This window comes from Bacillus sp. JK106, from assembly GCF_053663355.1.
Map to the genome: position 1 here is coordinate 904,282 of NZ_JBSJQC010000002.1, position 17,488 is coordinate 921,769.

At 47.9% G+C, this 17,488-nt stretch carries 15 protein-coding genes and 1 pseudogene; 10 read left to right on the forward strand and 6 right to left on the reverse strand.

Going from position 1 to position 17,488, the window contains the following annotated elements; genetic code table 11:
- Positions 1-6 precede the first annotated feature (6 nt).
- Entirely contained in the window at positions 7-7,464 is a 7,458-nt protein-coding gene (locus ACWJJS_RS09705; RefSeq protein ID WP_454023516.1) for a beta-ketoacyl synthase N-terminal-like domain-containing protein, read from the forward strand.
- A gap of 135 nt (positions 7,465-7,599) precedes the next feature.
- Here ACWJJS_RS09705 and ACWJJS_RS09710 read toward each other — a convergent pair whose 3' ends face one another.
- Positions 7,600-8,811: a cytochrome P450 gene (locus ACWJJS_RS09710; RefSeq protein WP_436335847.1), complete on the reverse strand. Its 1,212-nt coding sequence runs from the start codon at positions 8,809-8,811 to the stop codon at positions 7,600-7,602.
- Between the two features lie 288 nt (positions 8,812-9,099).
- Between ACWJJS_RS09710 and ACWJJS_RS09715 the strand changes: the two genes are divergently transcribed.
- On the forward strand, positions 9,100-9,534 hold the full coding sequence (locus ACWJJS_RS09715; protein WP_007611576.1) for a NucA/NucB deoxyribonuclease domain-containing protein: 435 nt from the start codon (positions 9,100-9,102) through the stop codon (positions 9,532-9,534).
- A 60-nt stretch (positions 9,535-9,594) separates the two neighbouring features.
- Entirely contained in the window at positions 9,595-10,350 is a 756-nt protein-coding gene (locus tag ACWJJS_RS09720) for a YoaK family protein (protein WP_070081855.1), read from the forward strand.
- A gap of 33 nt (positions 10,351-10,383) precedes the next feature.
- Here ACWJJS_RS09720 and ACWJJS_RS09725 read toward each other — a convergent pair whose 3' ends face one another.
- Positions 10,384-10,746, reverse strand: coding sequence for a hypothetical protein (locus ACWJJS_RS09725; protein ID WP_077722227.1), 363 nt, complete (start codon positions 10,744-10,746; stop codon positions 10,384-10,386).
- Between the two features lie 192 nt (positions 10,747-10,938).
- Positions 10,939-12,267 carry a S8 family peptidase gene (locus ACWJJS_RS09730; RefSeq protein WP_043867149.1) on the reverse strand — a complete coding sequence of 443 codons (1,329 nt, stop codon included), beginning with the start codon at positions 12,265-12,267 and terminating at the stop codon, positions 10,939-10,941.
- Positions 12,268-12,445: 178 nt separating this feature from the next.
- Here ACWJJS_RS09730 and ACWJJS_RS09735 point away from each other — a divergent pair.
- The 3 genes and pseudogenes from ACWJJS_RS09735 (at position 12,446) to ACWJJS_RS09745 (ending at position 14,157) form a co-directional block, all read left to right on the forward strand.
- Positions 12,446-12,681, forward strand: a pseudogene (locus ACWJJS_RS09735) (hypothetical protein).
- A 255-nt stretch (positions 12,682-12,936) separates the two neighbouring features.
- Positions 12,937-13,644 (forward strand): poly-gamma-glutamate hydrolase family protein, encoded by a 708-nt coding sequence (locus tag ACWJJS_RS09740; protein WP_146283508.1) that lies wholly within the window; start codon positions 12,937-12,939, stop codon positions 13,642-13,644.
- Positions 13,645-13,704: 60 nt separating this feature from the next.
- The gene (locus tag ACWJJS_RS09745; RefSeq protein WP_070081858.1) at positions 13,705-14,157 is read left to right on the forward strand and encodes an OsmC family protein; all 453 of its coding nucleotides are present in this window, start codon (positions 13,705-13,707) and stop codon (positions 14,155-14,157) included.
- A gap of 13 nt (positions 14,158-14,170) precedes the next feature.
- Here ACWJJS_RS09745 and erbB read toward each other — a convergent pair whose 3' ends face one another.
- From erbB to ACWJJS_RS09760, 3 genes are all read right to left on the reverse strand, one after another.
- On the reverse strand, positions 14,171-14,524 hold the full coding sequence (gene erbB / locus ACWJJS_RS09750; protein ID WP_003154073.1) for an SMR family multidrug efflux transporter EbrB: 354 nt from the start codon (positions 14,522-14,524) through the stop codon (positions 14,171-14,173).
- Between the two features lie 16 nt (positions 14,525-14,540).
- Positions 14,541-14,855, reverse strand: coding sequence for an SMR family multidrug efflux transporter EbrA (gene erbA, locus ACWJJS_RS09755; RefSeq protein ID WP_003154071.1), 315 nt, complete (start codon positions 14,853-14,855; stop codon positions 14,541-14,543).
- A gap of 138 nt (positions 14,856-14,993) precedes the next feature.
- Positions 14,994-15,299 (reverse strand): hypothetical protein, encoded by a 306-nt coding sequence (locus ACWJJS_RS09760; RefSeq protein WP_015239898.1) that lies wholly within the window; start codon positions 15,297-15,299, stop codon positions 14,994-14,996.
- 100 nt (positions 15,300-15,399) lie between these two features.
- Between ACWJJS_RS09760 and ACWJJS_RS09765 the strand changes: the two genes are divergently transcribed.
- The 4 genes from ACWJJS_RS09765 to ACWJJS_RS09780 all read left to right on the forward strand — a co-directional run bounded on the left by ACWJJS_RS09765 (position 15,400) and on the right by ACWJJS_RS09780 (position 17,480).
- The gene (locus tag ACWJJS_RS09765; RefSeq protein ID WP_070081859.1) at positions 15,400-15,804 is read left to right on the forward strand and encodes a YmaF family protein; all 405 of its coding nucleotides are present in this window, start codon (positions 15,400-15,402) and stop codon (positions 15,802-15,804) included.
- A gap of 98 nt (positions 15,805-15,902) precedes the next feature.
- A complete protein-coding gene (gene miaA / locus ACWJJS_RS09770; RefSeq protein WP_015388203.1) occupies positions 15,903-16,847 on the forward strand; it encodes a tRNA (adenosine(37)-N6)-dimethylallyltransferase MiaA in 945 nt (314 codons plus the stop codon).
- 39 nt (positions 16,848-16,886) lie between these two features.
- On the forward strand, positions 16,887-17,108 hold the full coding sequence (gene hfq, locus ACWJJS_RS09775) for an RNA chaperone Hfq (RefSeq protein ID WP_003154064.1): 222 nt from the start codon (positions 16,887-16,889) through the stop codon (positions 17,106-17,108).
- A gap of 96 nt (positions 17,109-17,204) precedes the next feature.
- The gene (locus ACWJJS_RS09780; RefSeq protein ID WP_025649429.1) at positions 17,205-17,480 is read left to right on the forward strand and encodes a YmzC family protein; all 276 of its coding nucleotides are present in this window, start codon (positions 17,205-17,207) and stop codon (positions 17,478-17,480) included.
- The last annotated feature ends 8 nt before the right edge of the window (positions 17,481-17,488 follow it).

Here is a 17,488-nt window from a genome sequence, read left to right on the forward strand (position 1 = left end):
ACGGCTTTGCAAAACACTGAAGATCTTCTTTACAAACTATTGGCAGGCCAGCTGAAATCTGTCGGATTTTTTACGGAAAACGAAACGCAGCCTGTCATGCAGGGGTTTTACGGCAGGTGGCTGGAAGAAAGCATCTCCATCTTGGTGCAAAAAGGCTTTTTGAAACAGTCTGGCAGTACGTATGTGTTAACGGGTCCGATAGAGCGTGCGGACGTTCTGTGGCAAGAATGGGATGAAAAGAAAGCTCCTTTACTCAAGGACAGCAGCAAACGGGCGATGATCACCTTAGTGGAGACCGCTCTCAGAGCTTTGCCGGATATTTTATCCGGCAGAGTTTCTGCCACTGATGTTCTGTTTCCTGATTCCTCAATGGAATTGGTTGAAGGAATCTATAAAAACAATGAAACGGCAGACTACTTTAATGAGGTGCTCGCTGACACATTGACGGCTTTCATTGAAGAACGCCTGAAAGAAGACCCGAACGCGGAAATCCGGATATTAGAGATCGGAGCGGGGACGGGCGGGACGAGCGCGGCCGTTTTCAAAAGATTAAAAGAGGTCAAACCTCATGTGAAAGAATATTGCTACACCGATCTGTCAAAGGCCTTTTTCATGCATGCTGAAAAAGAATACGGTCCCGACAATCCGTATTTGACTTATAAGCGGTTTAATGTGGAAGAGCCCCCGGCTTTGCAGGGTATAGAGACGGGTGCATATGACGCGGTAATTGCGGCAAATGTGCTTCACGCGACAAAAAATATTCGGCGGACACTTCGCAATGCCAAAGCGGTGCTTAAAAAGAATGGGATTTTGCTATTAAATGAGATCAGCAGCCATTCGGTTTATTCTCATCTGACATTCGGTCTTTTGGAAGGCTGGTGGCTGTATGAAGACGCCAAACTGCGTATTCCCGGATGCCCTGGGCTGTATCCTGAAGCATGGCAGTCTGCGCTGGAAAGCGAGGGATATCGGTACGTTACATTTATGGCGGAATCGTCACATCACCTCGGCCAGCAGATCGTGGCGGCAGAAAGCGACGGCGTCATCAGGCAAAAGCAGCCGGACGCGCCGGCGGTTGAAGAAATTGCGGCTTCCAAAGAGCCGGCTGATTTCACAGAACCGTCTTTCTCAGTCACAGACCGGACGGTGCAATTCATAAAAGAAACGTTAGCCAAGTCCATAAAGCTTGCTCCCGAGCGCATTCAGCCGGAAACCAGCTTTGAAAAATACGGCATCGACTCCATTTTGCAGGTGAATTTTATCCGTGAACTGGAAACATTGACGGGCGAGCTGCCGAAAACGGTCTTATTTGAACACACGAATACGAAAGAACTTGCCGAGTATTTGCTGGAAACTTACCCGGATAAGCTGCAACAGGCATTCGGAGCCGATCAAGCGCCTCCTGAAACGGAGCATCCGGAACCTGCAATGAATGAACCGGTGCCGCTTGTCACGGAAACGCGGCGATTTATCACTGAACAAAAAGAGCCAAAAGCGCCAAAGCCGGAAACAGAAACCGTCACCAATAATCGCTCTGATCGTGACGACATTGCCATTATCGGCATCAGCGGCCGCTATCCTGAGTCTGAAACCCTCGATGAGCTGTGGGAGCATTTAAAAGCCGGAGACAGCTGTATTACGGAAGCTCCGGAAAACAGATGGAAGTCCGGTCTTCTGAAAACGATGGCAAAAGAAACACGAAAAGAAGAACGCAAAACACGGTACGGCGGATTTCTGAAGCATATTGACGCTTTTGACCATCACTTGTTTGACATCCGGGAAGACCATGTGATGGAGATGACGCCTGAGCTCCGTCTAAGCCTTGAAACCGTATGGGAAACATTTGAAAACGGCGGCTACTCGTTAGAAAGAGTAAACGAATGGCAGGAATCAGACAGCGGCATCGGTGTATTTATGGGAAGTATGTACAATCAATATTTCTGGAATATCCCGTCATTGGAAAAAGCTGCGCTCAGCTCTAACGGAGGGGATTGGCATATCGCCAACCGCATTTCCCACTTTTTCAATTTAACGGGCCCGAGCATGGGCGTTACGACCGCATGCTCCAGCTCACTGAGCGCCATTCATCTCGCCTGTGAAAGCCTGAAGCTTAACAGCTGTTCCATGGCGATTGCCGGAGGGGTCAACCTCACGCTTGAACCGTCTAAATATGATGCGCTTGATCGGGCGAATTTGCTTGAGCAGGGAAGTGAAAGCAAAAGCTTCGGAACCGGCACGGGTCTGATGCCAGGAGAAGGAGTCGGAGCAGTGCTCTTGAAGCCGCTCTCCAAAGCGGTTGCCGACAAAGACCATATTTACGGGATCATTAAAAGCAGCGCGTTGTGCCATAGCGGCGGAAGGCAGATGTACACGGCTCCGGATCCGAAACAGCAGGCGAAGCTCATGGCGGCTTCCATTGACAAGGCCGGAATCAATCCGGAAACAATCAGTTATGTTGAATCAGCGGCAAACGGCTCTGTATTGGGAGATCCGATTGAGGTCATTGCCCTGACAAACGCGTTCTCGCAATATACCGATAAAAAACGATTTTGCGCGCTTGGATCCGTCAAGTCAAATCTCGGCCATTTAGAGGCGGCCTCCGGGATGTCCCAGCTCGCGAAAGTGCTGCTGCAAATGGAGCGGGAAACATTAGTTCCAACCATTAATGCAAAACCGCAAAATCCGAATATCGCGCTTGAACAAACGGCCTTTTACCTGCAGGAGAAAACCGAGTATTGGGAGCGTCTGAAGGATGCCGAGACGGGAGACATCATACCGCGGAGAAGCATGATCAATTCCTTCGGGGCAGGCGGGGCATATGCAAATCTCATCGTAGAAGAATATATCAATCCGAATTCTAATCATGCCCGTCACGGCAATGAGGAATATATTTTCCCTGTGTCAGCGAAAACAAAATGGAGTTTTGAAGCCTATCTTGAGAGACTGGCGGCCTTTTTAGAAAAGACGCCATCTCTTCATCCGGCCGCCATCGCATCCGCGCTGCAAAAAAGAACGCATCATCCGGAGTATCGGGCGGCATTTACGGCTGCTTCCGTTCAGGAACTGTCGGAAAAACTGGCCGCTTACCGCATGGATCAGCGGAATCTCAATTTCTCCGATTCTGATATCGGCCGGCGTGCGCGGCAATGGGAAAAAGGAGAGAATATCACGTTTGATCAGTTGCAGCAAGAGCACGCCGTTCATCTGCCGGCCTACGCTTTTGACCACGGGACTTCTTTTCATTTCGGTGAATCAGAAAACGCTGCCGGCGTTCAGGCGGTATACAGTGATGACGACCCATACGTGAAAGGGCATCAATTCAGCGGAGAACCGGTACTCGTCGGCGCTACATATAACAGTCTGGCAGTCGATCATTTTTGTGATCTTTTTCCTGAAGCAGAGGGAGGACATATTAAAAAACTGAATTACGTCAGCCCCATTACCGTAAAAAAAGGCGATCGCATCGAGCTGAAAACAGAATCGAAACAAAACGGGGATGGATTTGAACTGAGCATAATGCACCGCAGCCGCACGTCTCCTGATTGGAGCATAGCGGCGTATGCCGAGTGCAGCCCGTATCCGTTTCAAAAGCAGCACGCGGATCTGGCGGCCATTCAGCGCTCATACCGGGAAGTGGGCCGGATAGATGAGTTATACGGAGACGGAACGGGAACCGTCGTGTGGGGAGAAGAATTTAAAACGATCACCCGCCTGTACAAAGGCACTGATGCCGTTTTAGCGAAAGTGAACCTGAACAATAGCGACTCACAACAAGCGCATCATTATGCCATAAATCCATTAATCGCCAACAGTGCTTACTTGGCCTCGCTTTCTTTATTGGACCAAACAGAGGCGGAAAGCTATCTGCCGTTCGGCATTAATTCCGTCACCTTCAGCAGCCCGGAAAATCTTACCGATTGCTGGCTGCACATCAAGCTGGCTAAACAAACGGGGGAAATGATTCTGATTAACGCAGATGTCATCAGCAGCCGATCGGAAGTGGTGATGCGTTTTGAAGGCTATGCCCTGAAACGGTTCCGCCCGAAAACCGAACAGATGAATCAGCCGGCACGAACGGCTGTTAAGAATGCGGGAGCACCGATTTCTGCCGGCAGTCTGACAGATGATATCCGCAGCTACGTCCTTGGCAAGCTCGCCAAGATGATGGATGAACCCGCGTCCTCTCTTCGTTCTGACGCGAATATCATGGAATTGGGACTTGATTCAGCGAGTCTGATCGGGCTGACAAAAGAGATCGGCCAAGAGGCGGACATCGATGTGAATCCAACATTGTTTTTCGAGTATCCGACGGCGGAGGAGCTGACCCGCCACTTCGCGTCAGCATATGAGAGCAAGTTTTCTCAATTGCTTGCCGATCATAAGCATTCAGAAGAGGCTGGGGTCACGGAAACAGAAGAGCGCACTTTACCGAAGAAACAGCATACGCCTTGTGAAAACGCCGATGTCAAGCAAGGAATCGCGATTATCGGTATGTCAGCTCAGTTTCCGCAATCCCCGGATATCCAGTCTTTTTGGGGGCACATCGTAAACGGGGATCGCTGTATTACCGAAATTCCGGCGGACCGCTGGGACTGGCGCCGTTACGCCGGCGATGAGAATGACACGAGTCTCAGATGGGGCGGTTTTATTGACGGTGTCGGAGAATTTGATCCGCTCTTTTTCGGAATTTCTCCTAAAGAGGCATCACAAATGGGGCCGGAGCAGTTTCTGCTTTTGATGCATACATGGAAGGCAATGGAGGATGCGGGCCTAACAAATAAGGCATTATCAAGCAGGACGACAGGCGTTTTCGTTGCCGCGGGCAACAGCGATCCGAACAATGGAACAGCCATTCCGTCCATCATTCCGAACAGGATATCATATGCCTTGAATTTACAAGGACCGAGTGAATATTACGAGGCTGCCTGCACGTCAACGCTGGTGGCATTGCACAGGGCGGTTCAATCAATCCGTCATAACGAATGTGAGCAGGCTGTCGTGGGCGCCGCCAATATTCTGCAATCGCCGAAAGGTTTTATCGGTTTTGACTCAATGGGATATTTAAGCAAAAACGGCCGGGCGAAATCGTTCCAAAAAGATGCGGATGGCTTTGTCAGAAGCGAAGGGGCGGGCGTGATCATCATCAAACCGCTTGAGGCGGCAATTGAAGACGGCGATCATATTCACATGGTCATTAAAGGAACAGGAGTGTCTCACGGCGGTAAAGGCATGTCGCTTCACGCACCGAATCCGGCGGGAATGAAGGCCGCGATGAAAAAAGCGTACGAAGACACCGATGTTGATCCGCAAACCGTCACTTATATTGAAGCGCACGGCATTGCCTCCGAAATGGCAGATGCGCTGGAGTTTAATGCAATCAAAGCGGGTTACGGCGAGTCTGCAAATCAAGAGGAAAGCACGCCTTGTTATATCAGCACCGTGAAACCTTGCATCGGGCACGGCGAACTCGCTTCCGGACTGGCCGCCCTTATAAAAGTAGCGATGGCCATGAAGCATCATACCATCCCGGGCATTCCCGGATTTACAGCTGCAAATGAGCAAATGGCTATTCAAAAAAGCCGCTTCCGTTTCACCGAAGACAATCAGGAATGGACACAGCTCACCGACCATACGGGCAGACCGATCCCGCGCCGGGCCGCAATTAACAGCTATGGCTTCGGCGGCATGAATGCGCATGTCGTCTTGGAACAGTACAGCCCGAGCCATAAAGACAAAGAATCTGAGCATGACCCGCAGCTTATCGTGCTTTCTGCTAAGAGCGAAGGGCGTCTTAAGGCGGCCGCAGGTCAGCTGGCTGATTTTGTGCAAACTGGAGATACTCCGTCATTGCGGGATATTGCTTATACGCTTCAGACCGGCCGTGAGGCGATGAACTGCCGCTTGGCACTCGTTGCCCGCAATCAAGATGAATTGCTGGAAAAACTGAAAGAGTACAGAGCATTTTCCGAAGAAAGCAATGGAATGAAAAGCTTCTTTACAGGCAGTCAGCAGACTGGATCAGGAGATATCGGCGTTTTACTGGAAGGGACTCTCGGTACAGTCGTCACGGAGACGCTGTTGGCTGAAAACAATCTGGAAAAGCTTGCATTTTGCTGGGTGAAAGGAGCGGATATACCGTGGGACAGACTCCACCAAGGCGAATCTGTTCAAAGAGTGCCGCTTCCGACATATCCTTTTGAACACCACAAGTATTGGAACGGCGGTCAGCCAGAAGAGATCAGCCTTGCACCGGTTTCCCAGGACCCTCAGCTCCGCCGCGAGAGCGCAGCTGACATTGTGGCTGACATTTTGGGGATGAAGGCAGCGGAAATTGATCAAAATAAGCCGCTGACTGAATACGGATTCGATTCAATCTCCTGTATTCAGCTGCTGAAAAAACTTGAGGACGGAGACAGCCGCATCAGTCTGGAAGCTCTTCAGAAATGCAGCACTCTTCAGGAGATCGGCATGCTGTTAAAAACGAACCAACCGCATGAGGCGGGCCGGAATTTTCCCGAACTCGTCAAGCTGAATGAAAGAGAAAAAGGCCGTCCTGTTTTTTGGTTTCACGGCGGAACAGGAGGCGTTGAAGCATACCAGCCATTCGCCAAAAAGAGTCAGCGTCCTTTTTACGGCATCCAGGCAAGAGGTTTGACAGGGAAAGAGCCGCTGCAAGGAATCGAAGAGACGGCCGCTTCTTATATGAGAATCATCCAAGCGGTACAGCCGAAAGGCCCTTATGACCTCGGCGGATATTCCTTGGGCGGAATGCTTGCATATGAAACCGCGCGCCTCTTGCAGGAGGAAGGTCATACAGTAAAAAGCGCCGTCATGATCGACACCCCGTACAGTGAAAAATGGAAAGAAAGAAAACCATCTGTTAAGTCAGTCATGCTGCAAACGATCAATACGATGCTTACGGCATATCTTAAGCCTGAAAACCTTGAAGAGGCATTAATCAGCAGAGAAGACATTACCGTCCAGGCTGAGGAAGAAGAAGTATTGAAAGAATTGATCGGCCTTGCCAAAAAGCGCGGTCTGCCAAAATCCGAAGAAGCGATCCGGATGCAGCTGGAGCAAATGATGAAGACGCAGCTCGCTTACGGAATGGAAGAGTATGACATGAAGCCGCTGCCTCATCCGGAAGCGCTGCAATGCTACTACTTCCGTAATAAAAGCGGTTTGTTCCTCGGAGATCTTGAACGTTATCTGACAGCAGAGGAAGAACAAATTCCGTTAGACCATGATGCGTATTGGAAAGAATGGGAACACCAGATGAAACACTTTCACCTGCTGGACGTCCACTCCTCCAATCATGTCACAATGCTGTCGGAACCAAAGCCGCAAAACGCCATTAAGGCATTCTGCGAAAAACTGTACGCAAACAAAGGAACGATAAGCGCAAATTTCCTTAAATCTTTCAGAAAAAAGCTGGACGAAACAAATGAGTTGATAAAACGGTAATAGAGAACGGCCGGAGCAATCCGGCCGTTTTTTTATTAATATAGAACTAAATTCATTATGTACTAAATATTCACTATTATATTGATTTCCTGTTTATAAGACATTAAAAAAACCCCCGATAAACAGGGGGCGATATTAAAATCTGACAGGCAATGTTTCAAGCCCTCTCAAAAACACATTTTTTCTCCATGTTACATCCTCGGGCGCGCCTTTCAGCTCTATATTCGGGAACCGTTTTAAAAGCGAAGTAAAGGCAATGGATGCTTCCATCCGGGCGAGCGGAGCCCCGAGACAAAAATGAATGCCGAATCCAAAAGAGATATGACGGTTCGGTGTTCTCGCTATATTTAATGTATCAGGATCATCGAAATATTCCGGGTCCCGATTGGCTGAACCGATGCCGATAAATATCATATCGCCTTTTTTAATAGAAACATCTTTATAGGTGAAATCTTCAAGCGCCCATCGATTCGCCATCATGATGACGGGAGAGGTGTAACGCAAAAGCTCTTCGACCGCCGTCTGGATATTTTCGGGCTGCCGCTTTATCTTCTCCATCTGGTCTTTGTGCAGAAGAAGCGCCAGGGTGCCGGAGCCGAGAAGGTTAACCGTTGTTTCAAGCCCGGCAACGACTAACAAAAACAGCATGGAATACAGCTCTGATTCACTCAGCTTTTGGCCGTCCTCTTCAGCGTAAATAAGCTTGGTTGTCAGATCTTCAGCCGGATGTTTTCTTTTTTCTTCGATCAGTGTTTTCATATATTGTTTAAATTCTTTGAGAGCCTGGTTGGTCGCATCTTGTCCGCTTTCTGACGTGTCAACCATCGCGTTAGTCCACACTTGAAATTTGGCGCGGTCCTCTTTCGGAATTCCGAGCAGCTCGGAAATGACGATAAACGGAAGCGGTGCCGCGAAATCTCTCATGATATCAGGGTCTGCTTTTTTTTTCATTTCATCCAGCAGCTCTTCTGTGATCTGCTCTATCTCGGTGCGAAGCTGCTCAATCATCCGGGGAGTGAACCCCTGATGCACCAAAGATCGAAGACGTGAATGATCCGGAGGGTCTTTTGCCAGCATATGCTCTGAGACAAAATCGATATCTTCGCTGACATTCAGCTTCGCGATCAGCTCCTTCGGCATGACCCGTTTTACATCTCTCGTAATTCTGCCGTCTTTTAAAAACGCCATACAATCATCATAACGCGTGATGAGCCATGCCGGAAAGGTGCCTCCGAAACGCTGCAGTTCGAATTTATGTATGGGGTCCTGCTCTCTGAATCTGCTTAAAACCGCAAAAGGGTCTTCGTGAAACTCGGGTGAGTGTGGGTGAAACATTGTTTTTTCCATCTGGATTTCCCCGCCTTCATGTTTTTGAAAAGACATAACCAACAGCCGGTGCCTGCCGACCGGACGGCATTCCTCCTTTTATCTGCCGAAGACACTGATCACAACGGCTCATAAGTATGTCTAAAATATATAAGGAAACAGAAGCCGGTTCAATAGATAAATCGTAAAGCCGCCATTTTCGTTAATTATCAACAAAACAGCAAACTTTTTTTGCCAATTCATCATGTGTGTTAAATCCGGCTAATATACATATTTACGCTTCATATCAACTTCTTAAGGAGGATGTGAATGAATGCGTTTATGAAATGGGCGGCAAGTCTGCTTTTGGTGATCTCTCTTCAGTTCGGCCTTACGGGCGCCGGCATCCATTCGGACAGTGCTGCTCGTGCCGCATCCCGATACGATCAGGTGCTGTATTTCCCGCTGTCAAAATATCCAGAGACGGGAAATCATATAAAAGACGCCATTTCGGCAGGTCATTCTGAGATTTGTACAATTGATCGGGGCGGAGCGGAGAATAGAAGGAAAGAATCATTGAAAGGAATTCCGACAAAGCCCGGGTTTGACCGTGATGAATGGCCCATGGCAGTCTGCACAGAAGGCGGGGCGGGGGCTGATATCAGATATGTAACCCCGTCGGATAACCGCGGGGCCGGTTCATGGGTTGGAAATCAAATGAGCGGCTATTCCGACGGCACGAGAGTATTATTTATCGTTCAGTAACTTCTCCGGTTCGCCGGAGTTTTTTTTATGCTTTGAAAAAGCGGCGCGCCGGCTGGACATATGAAATGGCGAAGAGTAAACTTATATGTTGGAATCAGCATGAGAAAGGATTGGATCACATTGACAGTGACTACATACCGAAATATTGCACTTTTACTTCTTTGTTTAACAGCGGGAATTGTGGATGTGATCGGTTATTTAAGCCTGGGACATATCTTTACCGCCAATATGACGGGGAATATCGTTCTGTTCGGCCTGGCGATCGGCAACTCATGGCACCTTGCCGTACTCAAATCGTTAACCTCGTTAATCGGATTTATTGCCGGCGTTATTGCCGCGGCCTTGCTTGTGGGCAATAAAAAGAAATCATTCTGGCCCCCTGCGGTAACTGCCGCTTTAGCTATTGAAGGAGCTGTTTTGCTGCTGTTTGCTTTGTTCTCTTGCTTTTTTGCAGATGCCATTTCTGTTTATGTGCTGATTATGCTGCTCAGCTTCGCAATGGGAATGCAGACGACAGCCGCGAGAAAACTTGGTGTAGCGGGGATTTCCACGACCGTATTAACGGGAACGCTCGCTAATTTTTTTGAAGATCTCACCGCAAGGTTTTACAAAGCGGACAAGCGGAAGCAGTTTACGAGAGATGCTGTATTGCGCGCGCTTGCCTTGGTTCTGTATTGCTTTGGGGCGGTCATAGGCGCTTTTGCCGAACCGGATTATAAGTTTGCCGTGATCTGGCTCCCGATTATCATTATTTTAGGCATTATGCTTTGCGCATTCACGATGTTCCACGGATATTCTGAAGAAAAAAACCAATAAAAAAACGCCGCTGATTCAGGGCGTTTTTTCTTTTTATTGCTCTTTCCGGGTCCCGATTGTATACACGGCCCGATCTGTATGTACCTTTAATCCGTCTTGCTCCTTTTGGATGGTAATGTCGCCGAGCAGAGGAATTTCATACGCATCTTGGGGAAGCGGGACATTTCCTTCCTCCGTATAGGTTGTGCCGTGCCCTTTTAAGACGAGTTCTTCATCCGCTACATAGTCATCGGGATGGTTTGTCCGGCGGACGAGAACATCATCAAGGTGAAGCATGATCCGGTCCATATCAGAAATCTCGTTTCGGCTGTCTGTCAGCTCTCCTTTTCTGATATCAAGCGTTTGTCCGATCTGTTTTTGCAGCCATTCAGACAATTCGGTGTTTGTAAGTGCCATTGTGATTCCTCCTTTTATCTACACCATACTTATTCCCTATTTTTTTAGAAATACACTGCCTTGCATTGATCTTTTTTTCTGACAGCCGGTTCTGACCTGTTCCGAGTTCCTTCATTATAAATGTTTCATCTATTCACCTGAAAAACGGAGTCATCTGCCGGTGCAGACGACCCCGTTCTCATGATAAAAAGGTTACTCTTTCGGCACGGCGTTTTCGGCGTTCACTGCGCCCGCTCCGTAAATGTTCGGATCTTCATTTGTCCATTGATCCGGACTTTGTTTGATCAATGTTTTCACTTCGTCAGGCGAAAGCTGCGGGTTTTGCTGAAGGATTAAGGCGGCGATGCCCGCACAGATCGGAGTGGCCATGGACGTGCCCGAAAGACTGAAATACAAGGAGCCTACTCGGTTTGATTTCTGTAATTTGTCAAGATATGAACGCGGAGAACGGAGAGATACGATATCGACCCCGGGCGCAAGAATGTCAGGCTTCTCTTTTCCGTACACCGTCGGGCCGCGGCTTGAGAAAGAAGCGACCGTATCGTCCTCATTGCTGGCTGTATCATTGTCATCATAGGCGCCTACCGTGATGACCTTCTCGCTGACACCGGGGCTTGAAATCGTTTGAGCTTCCGGACCGGAGTTGCCCGCGGCGACGCAGACGACGATTCCTTCATTCCATGCCTCTTCAACGGCCTTGACGAGCGGGTCGTCCGTTTCTTTATCATATCTGAGCGCATCTCCGCCCAGTGACATGCTGATGATTCTGATCGGATTCTTTGTGTGTTCTTTATTATATTGTATGCACCATTCCACACCTTCAATGATATCAGCCAAGGTTCCTGATCCTGATTTGTTTAAAACCTTGACTCCGATCAGATCGGCTTCCGGCGCCGGCCCCTGATATTTACCCGAAGATGAAGCGCCGCTGCTTGCGATATCACCGGCGCAATGGGTGCCGTGCCCGTTGTCATCATACGGTTCTGTCTTTTGATTGACAAAGTCCGCAAATCCGATAATCCTGCCTTCTAAATCGGGATGCTGATAGATTCCGGTATCAATAACGGCGACGGTTACGCCTTTTCCTGTTAATACGGTGCCGTTACGGGTCACTTCTTTTGCATGAGACGATTCAGCTGCCGTATCAAGGAGAGCTTTTACTTCACGGTTTAAATAGATTTTACGAATATCCCGGCATTGCGAAAGAAGCATGTGAAGGGCGGACGGAGTGACTTCGGCGCTGCAGCAGTTGATTGTTTGAAACTGCTTTTTTATGGTGCAGCGTTTTTCTTTTGATAAGACCTGTCCTGTGCTGTGAAAACCGGATTCATGGCAGCCCTCTTCAAATTCAATGATGACTGACATTTTCTTTCTGTTTTTCACCTTTTTTTCGAAAAAATTGTGCAAAAAGCAAGGTGTCCATTTGAAAGGTTTATATAACTGTAATACGTTTTCTCTGAGCGGCCAGTCCAGCTTATGAGCATTTGACCGCACCATTTGTACCATTGAGTAACCAAACATATATACTTTTCCTCCCATTCTGGCGATTCTCTCTATACCATATGAACAGGCCGTATGTTCGGTCAGTTTGTTTGTCCTTCAGGAGAGCTGGTTACTTGCGGCTTTTTCAGGAGAAGAAATCGAGTTGGATCGGAACGTTTGTTCGTTTATGATGAATCCGGCGGAAGGAGGTATACACATGAACATAATATTGAGACATTCCTTGGAAAAACAGCTTCCGATTGATATTATATATATATGAAAAAAGACGGCTCCGTTTCAAAACGGACCATTATGATAAAAAAAGGGGATGAGCGGGCTGTAACGGCATTTTGCTGTACAAAAAGGCAGATGAGAACTTTTTTGACGGGCTCCATTCTGTCCTGTGCATTTGCTTCGGGAGGCGGATATTCATTTTTAAAAGCGTATTCTTGATGCCGTCCGTTTCCGGCCGTGAATCTCCCGCCCCTGAAAATTCGGGCGTTCCTCCCTTTTTTTTTGCCCTCTCTCAACCTTTTTTCACTGATGCTCGGCATTTGAGCGCTTGAACCGTGACAATCCATTGATTTTTCGAAACCGGGAAGTTTTTCACTGATGATAATGTTAATAGAATGTTAAGATAAGACCTATTGACAAAAATCCATATAATGAATATTTCATTTTTCAGAAAGGAGCAAAGAAGGAGAGCTGATGAAAAGAATTTTACTTAATGTCATCATTATCGTAGCAATGGTCTTACTAATAAGATGTGCTCATTATGCGTCAGACCCTGATCCCTCGAATTCTTCTGATACATACACAGATTTTAAAGATCTGGCTGAACATGAAGACCCCGATGATTATCATATATCGTACAATAAGCGAAAGGGGAGCCCCGTATTGATCATGTCGCCGCACGGAGGGAGAATTGAGGGCGGGGTGAGCGAGATCGTCCGCTCTTTCAGGAATGATTATTCAACCTACCTGTTTGAGGGATTAAAAGCGCATGATAACCAGACTCTTCATATTACGAGCACCAAGTTCGATGAGCCTTCAGCAGTCGAAAGCATTAAGCAGCACCATTATGTTATCGCAGTTCACGGTTATAAAGGCGACGAGAAAAATACTCTTGTCGGAGGAAGCGACCGGAAGCGGGCGAAAAAATTGGTGAGAGCTCTCAAACGAAACGGATTTCCTGCAGAATTGGCAACCTCAAAAACCGGTCTGGCCGGGGTTGACACCGAAAATATCAATAACCAGGCGCAAACCGGGCTTAGTATACAGCTTGAGATCAGCAGAGAACAGCGGGAAGCGTTTTTTGATAATTTTGATTACCGCGAAAGGGAATTCACAAAAACGGAGGAATTTTACCGGTTTGTCCGTACGATAAAAAGAGTGATCAATCAAGAGTATTCGTGAGCTTAAAAAAAGACAAACCAGTGAAAGGTGAGTAAACTGAAAAAAAAGGAGGTTTGTCCCTTGGCAAAACATCACTTTTATTTAAAAGCAAATTGGCCCGGAAATCGCAATGACGTCGGCGATATTAAAAGCGGCCGGCTGGAAACGGCTGTGTCCATTCCTAAGGAAATGGACGGACCCGGAGAAGGCACAAATCCTGATGAAATGCTGCTTGGAGCGGCCGCGACCTGTTATATTATAACGCTTGCGGCGATGATGGAAAGAAGCGGTCTGGATAAAGAAGATCTACATATGGAATCTGAAGGAATTGTAGACGTCACGAACGGTGTGTTCACGTACCAGAAAATCATTCACCGCCCGTTTATATTATTAAAGCCGGATGCAGCCGAAACGGACTTTACGCTCGCCAGGAAGTTAGCGCAAAAAGCGGAGTCCTCCTGTATGATTTCACGAGCGATCCAAGGAAACGTGGAGATGGAGCTTGAGGTTGAAGTAAAAGCTGCCCGCGCTTGACGAGTTCAAACGGTCAGCTCCGGGCCGTTTGATTTTTTTTAGCTTTTTGAGACTTGGAACGGTTCAGCAGGATGACGCCCGTGATGACAAAAATAAGCCCGATCATCATTTTGGCTGTCATGGCTTCCTTAAAAACAAAAAAGCCGACAATTGCCGTTAAAGCCGTGCCGACACCTGACCATGTCGCGTATGCGGCGGATAAATCAAGGCTTTTCAAAGAGAAGCTCAAAAACATAAAAGAGGCTCCGATTCCGGCAATGACGCCGAGAGCGGGCCATAAGTGCGTAAAACCGTCCGACAGCTTCAGCATCGTGCTTCCAAACACTTCTGATACAATGGCTAATGCCAGGCAGAGTAATCCTTTCATATCATGCTTCTCCTTTCTACCAATTCATCAGAATGACACCGGCCAATAAGAATACAAGTCCGATGACGGCCTGCTTGTCCAGTTTTTCATGAAACCATTTCGCTCCGATAATGGATGCGAGCACCGTTCCGGCTCCGCTCCATGTTGCATAGGATAAGCTGAGCGGAATGAGATTCAGTGTCAGTGAAAGCATATAAAAGGCCAATGAATAGCCTGCCACTACAAGCGCGCTTGGCAAAAACCGCGTAAATCCGCGGGAGACCTTCAGCATGGCCGCGCCGATTGACTCTGATAAAATAGCAATTGTGAGGAAGATATAACCCAGAATCATATCAAATCCCCCTCTCATCATAATCCTTATGCCTTTTGTTTAAGGCAGTAAAATAAAATAATATCCGAACTTTGCCCGCCAAGTCAAGACATTAGGCCTATATAAAAAGGCCCCTGAAAGGAGCCCTTTTTGATTGTCTTAGTAGTAATACGGATAGTAAGGGTAGCCGTAACCTCCGTACAAATACGGGTTGAACAAAGCGCTTCCGACAAGCCCCCCGACAAGCCCTCCGACAAACGGTCCGCCGTAAAAACCAAACGGCCGTCCGAACCCGCCAAACCAAGGGCGGCCAAACCAAGGCCGGCCAAAACCAAAACCCGGCCGCCCGAAGCCGAATCCGAATCCGGGACGCCCGAACCCGAAGCCCGGCCGTCCAAACCCAAATCCGGGCCGTCCAAACTGTCTCATATCACTATCTGCTTCGTATGTGTATTCTTCATTCATAATTTAGGTACCTCCAAGAATAAATTTGAGATGATAACAGAGTATTCAGCCCACCAATTTTTGATTGGGCGTTTATCAAAAAATAAAGGAGTGAGCTTTTGTGGGCCTGTATCAGTCCGATTGGTCAAAAAAACCTCCGCACACACACGCATACCGGGCTGTTACGGATGTAGTGCAGGGGCATTACCATGTGATCGAAGGCTTTTCGCAGCCGGAGAACGGCAGCAATACAGATGAGCATACACATTTCTATACGGGCATCACCTCGTTTGAAAACGGCCATTTTCATAGGTATTACGGCATTTCCGGCCCTGCCATCCCGAGGGTTGACGGAACACATTACCATGAGCTTTCAGAGACCACCTTTGCCGCCTACAATGAGCCGATTCAGATCCAGCACGGCGGCGTCGTTTACGATCCGCGGGAGAAAGGACGGAAAACGCACCGCCATACGCTCAAAGGAAAAACGAGAGAGGTTGTCGGAAACGAGCCGATCGGGTGGTAGCGGATGTTTAGCGCTCAGGAAAAAGGGCAAAATGGATAGGTGCCTGAAGAAATGAATGCTATAATTAGGGGGAGATTTATAAAAGAGAGTGATACATATTGAAAAATAAAAAACAGCCTGTCGTCATACTCGTCGGACCGACGGCAGTCGGAAAAACAAAACTAAGCATCGGACTCGCGAAAATGCTGAATGCGGAAATCATCAGCGGAGATTCCATGCAGGTATATAAAGGGATGGACATCGGAACGGCCAAAGTCACCGAAGAAGAGACAGAAGGCGTGCCGCATCACCTGATTGATATTTTGGAGCCGTCCGACACTTTTTCAACGGCGGATTATCAGAAAATGGTAAGGGGAAAAATCACCGAGATTGCCGGTAGAGGAAAGCTGCCGATGATTGTTGGGGGGACGGGTCTGTACATTCAGTCCGTGCTGTATGACTATACGTTCACGGAAAACTCCGGCGACCCTGTATTCCGGGAGCGCATGGAGAAACTGGCGGCTGAAGAAGGGGCGGAAGCGCTTCATGCCAAGCTTGCGGCAGCCGACCCGGAAGCGGCGGCAGCCATTCATCAAAACAATACGCGAAGAGTCATCCGCGCGCTCGAAATCCTGCATGTATCGGGAAAAACAATGTCAGAGCATCTTAAAACCCAAAAACGGGAGCTGCTTTACAATGCGGTTCTTATCGGTCTTACAATGGACAGAGAAGTGCTGTACGGCCGGATTAACGAGCGCGTTGACCTGATGCTGGAAACCGGCCTTCTTGACGAAGTAAAGCGGCTGTATGATATGAATATCCGGGACAGCCAATCGATTCAGGCAATCGGCTATAAAGAGCTGTATGAATATCTTGATGGAAAAGTGCCGCTCCCTCAGGCTGTGGAGCAATTAAAACAAAATTCAAGGCGATATGCGAAACGCCAGCTGACCTGGTTTCGCAATAAAATGCCCGTTTCATGGACAGATATGACGCCGCCTGTTGATATTGAGCAGAAAAAAAAGGAAATTTTCGAGTGCATAGCAGGAAAACTGGAAATTTAATCGAAACAGTATTGTATTGAGAACCAAGGAGGACGAAACATGAAACCGATTAATATTCAAGATCAGTTTTTGAATCAAATCCGAAAAGACAATACGTTCGTCACGGTGTTTTTACTCAACGGCTTTCAGCTTCGCGGCCAGGTAAAAGGCTTTGACAACTTTACCGTTTTGCTCGAAACGGAGGGGAAGCAGCAGCTTATTTATAAACATGCCATCTCCACGTTCGCCCCGCAAAAAAACGTCCAGCTTGAGCTTGAATAGACTTTTTGACAAAGACCATGAACAATGGTCTTTTTCTATGCGCGTCTGTATATTGCAGGCCGTATATCGGAAAGATAAAAGGGGGTACGGAAAATCGTGTTCGAAAGTGAAAATGAACTGAGAAGAATCAGGATTACGCTCGTTTGGATCGCTGTTTTTTTGCTGTTTGGAGCTTGCAGCAATCACGAGACGGTGGTGACGGATGATGACGGCGGCTTGGCGGATGCCGAACCGCAGACAGAAGGCATGGTGCAGCTGGAACATAATCGTTTCGGCATTGTCGAGGACGGTTACTTAAAAATATACCGCTATGATGAAAAAACGAATAAAATCGAACTGAAAAAAGAAACGGCGCTGGATGAGCTTGAATAAATTTCACA

Bases quoted from the DNA above. Each gene is read 5' to 3' on its own strand.
- erbA (WP_003154071.1), bottom strand. From the start codon at position 14,855: ATGATTCTGGGTTATATCTTCCTCACAATTGCTATTTTATCAGAGTCA.
- ACWJJS_RS09730 (WP_043867149.1), bottom strand. From the start codon at position 12,267: ATGTTTGGTTACTCAATGGTACAAATGGTGCGGTCAAATGCTCATAAG.
- ACWJJS_RS09725 (WP_077722227.1), bottom strand. From the start codon at position 10,746: ATGGCACTTACAAACACCGAATTGTCTGAATGGCTGCAAAAACAGATC.
- ACWJJS_RS09740 (WP_146283508.1), top strand. From the start codon at position 12,937: ATGAAAAGAATTTTACTTAATGTCATCATTATCGTAGCAATGGTCTTA.
- ACWJJS_RS09710 (WP_436335847.1), bottom strand. From the start codon at position 8,811: ATGGAAAAAACAATGTTTCACCCACACTCACCCGAGTTTCACGAAGAC.
- erbB (WP_003154073.1), bottom strand. From the start codon at position 14,524: ATGAAAGGATTACTCTGCCTGGCATTAGCCATTGTATCAGAAGTGTTT.
- ACWJJS_RS09720 (WP_070081855.1), top strand. From the start codon at position 9,595: ATGAAATGGCGAAGAGTAAACTTATATGTTGGAATCAGCATGAGAAAG.
- ACWJJS_RS09715 (WP_007611576.1), top strand. From the start codon at position 9,100: ATGAATGCGTTTATGAAATGGGCGGCAAGTCTGCTTTTGGTGATCTCT.
- hfq (WP_003154064.1), top strand. From the start codon at position 16,887: ATGAAACCGATTAATATTCAAGATCAGTTTTTGAATCAAATCCGAAAA.
- ACWJJS_RS09760 (WP_015239898.1), bottom strand. From the start codon at position 15,299: ATGAATGAAGAATACACATACGAAGCAGATAGTGATATGAGACAGTTT.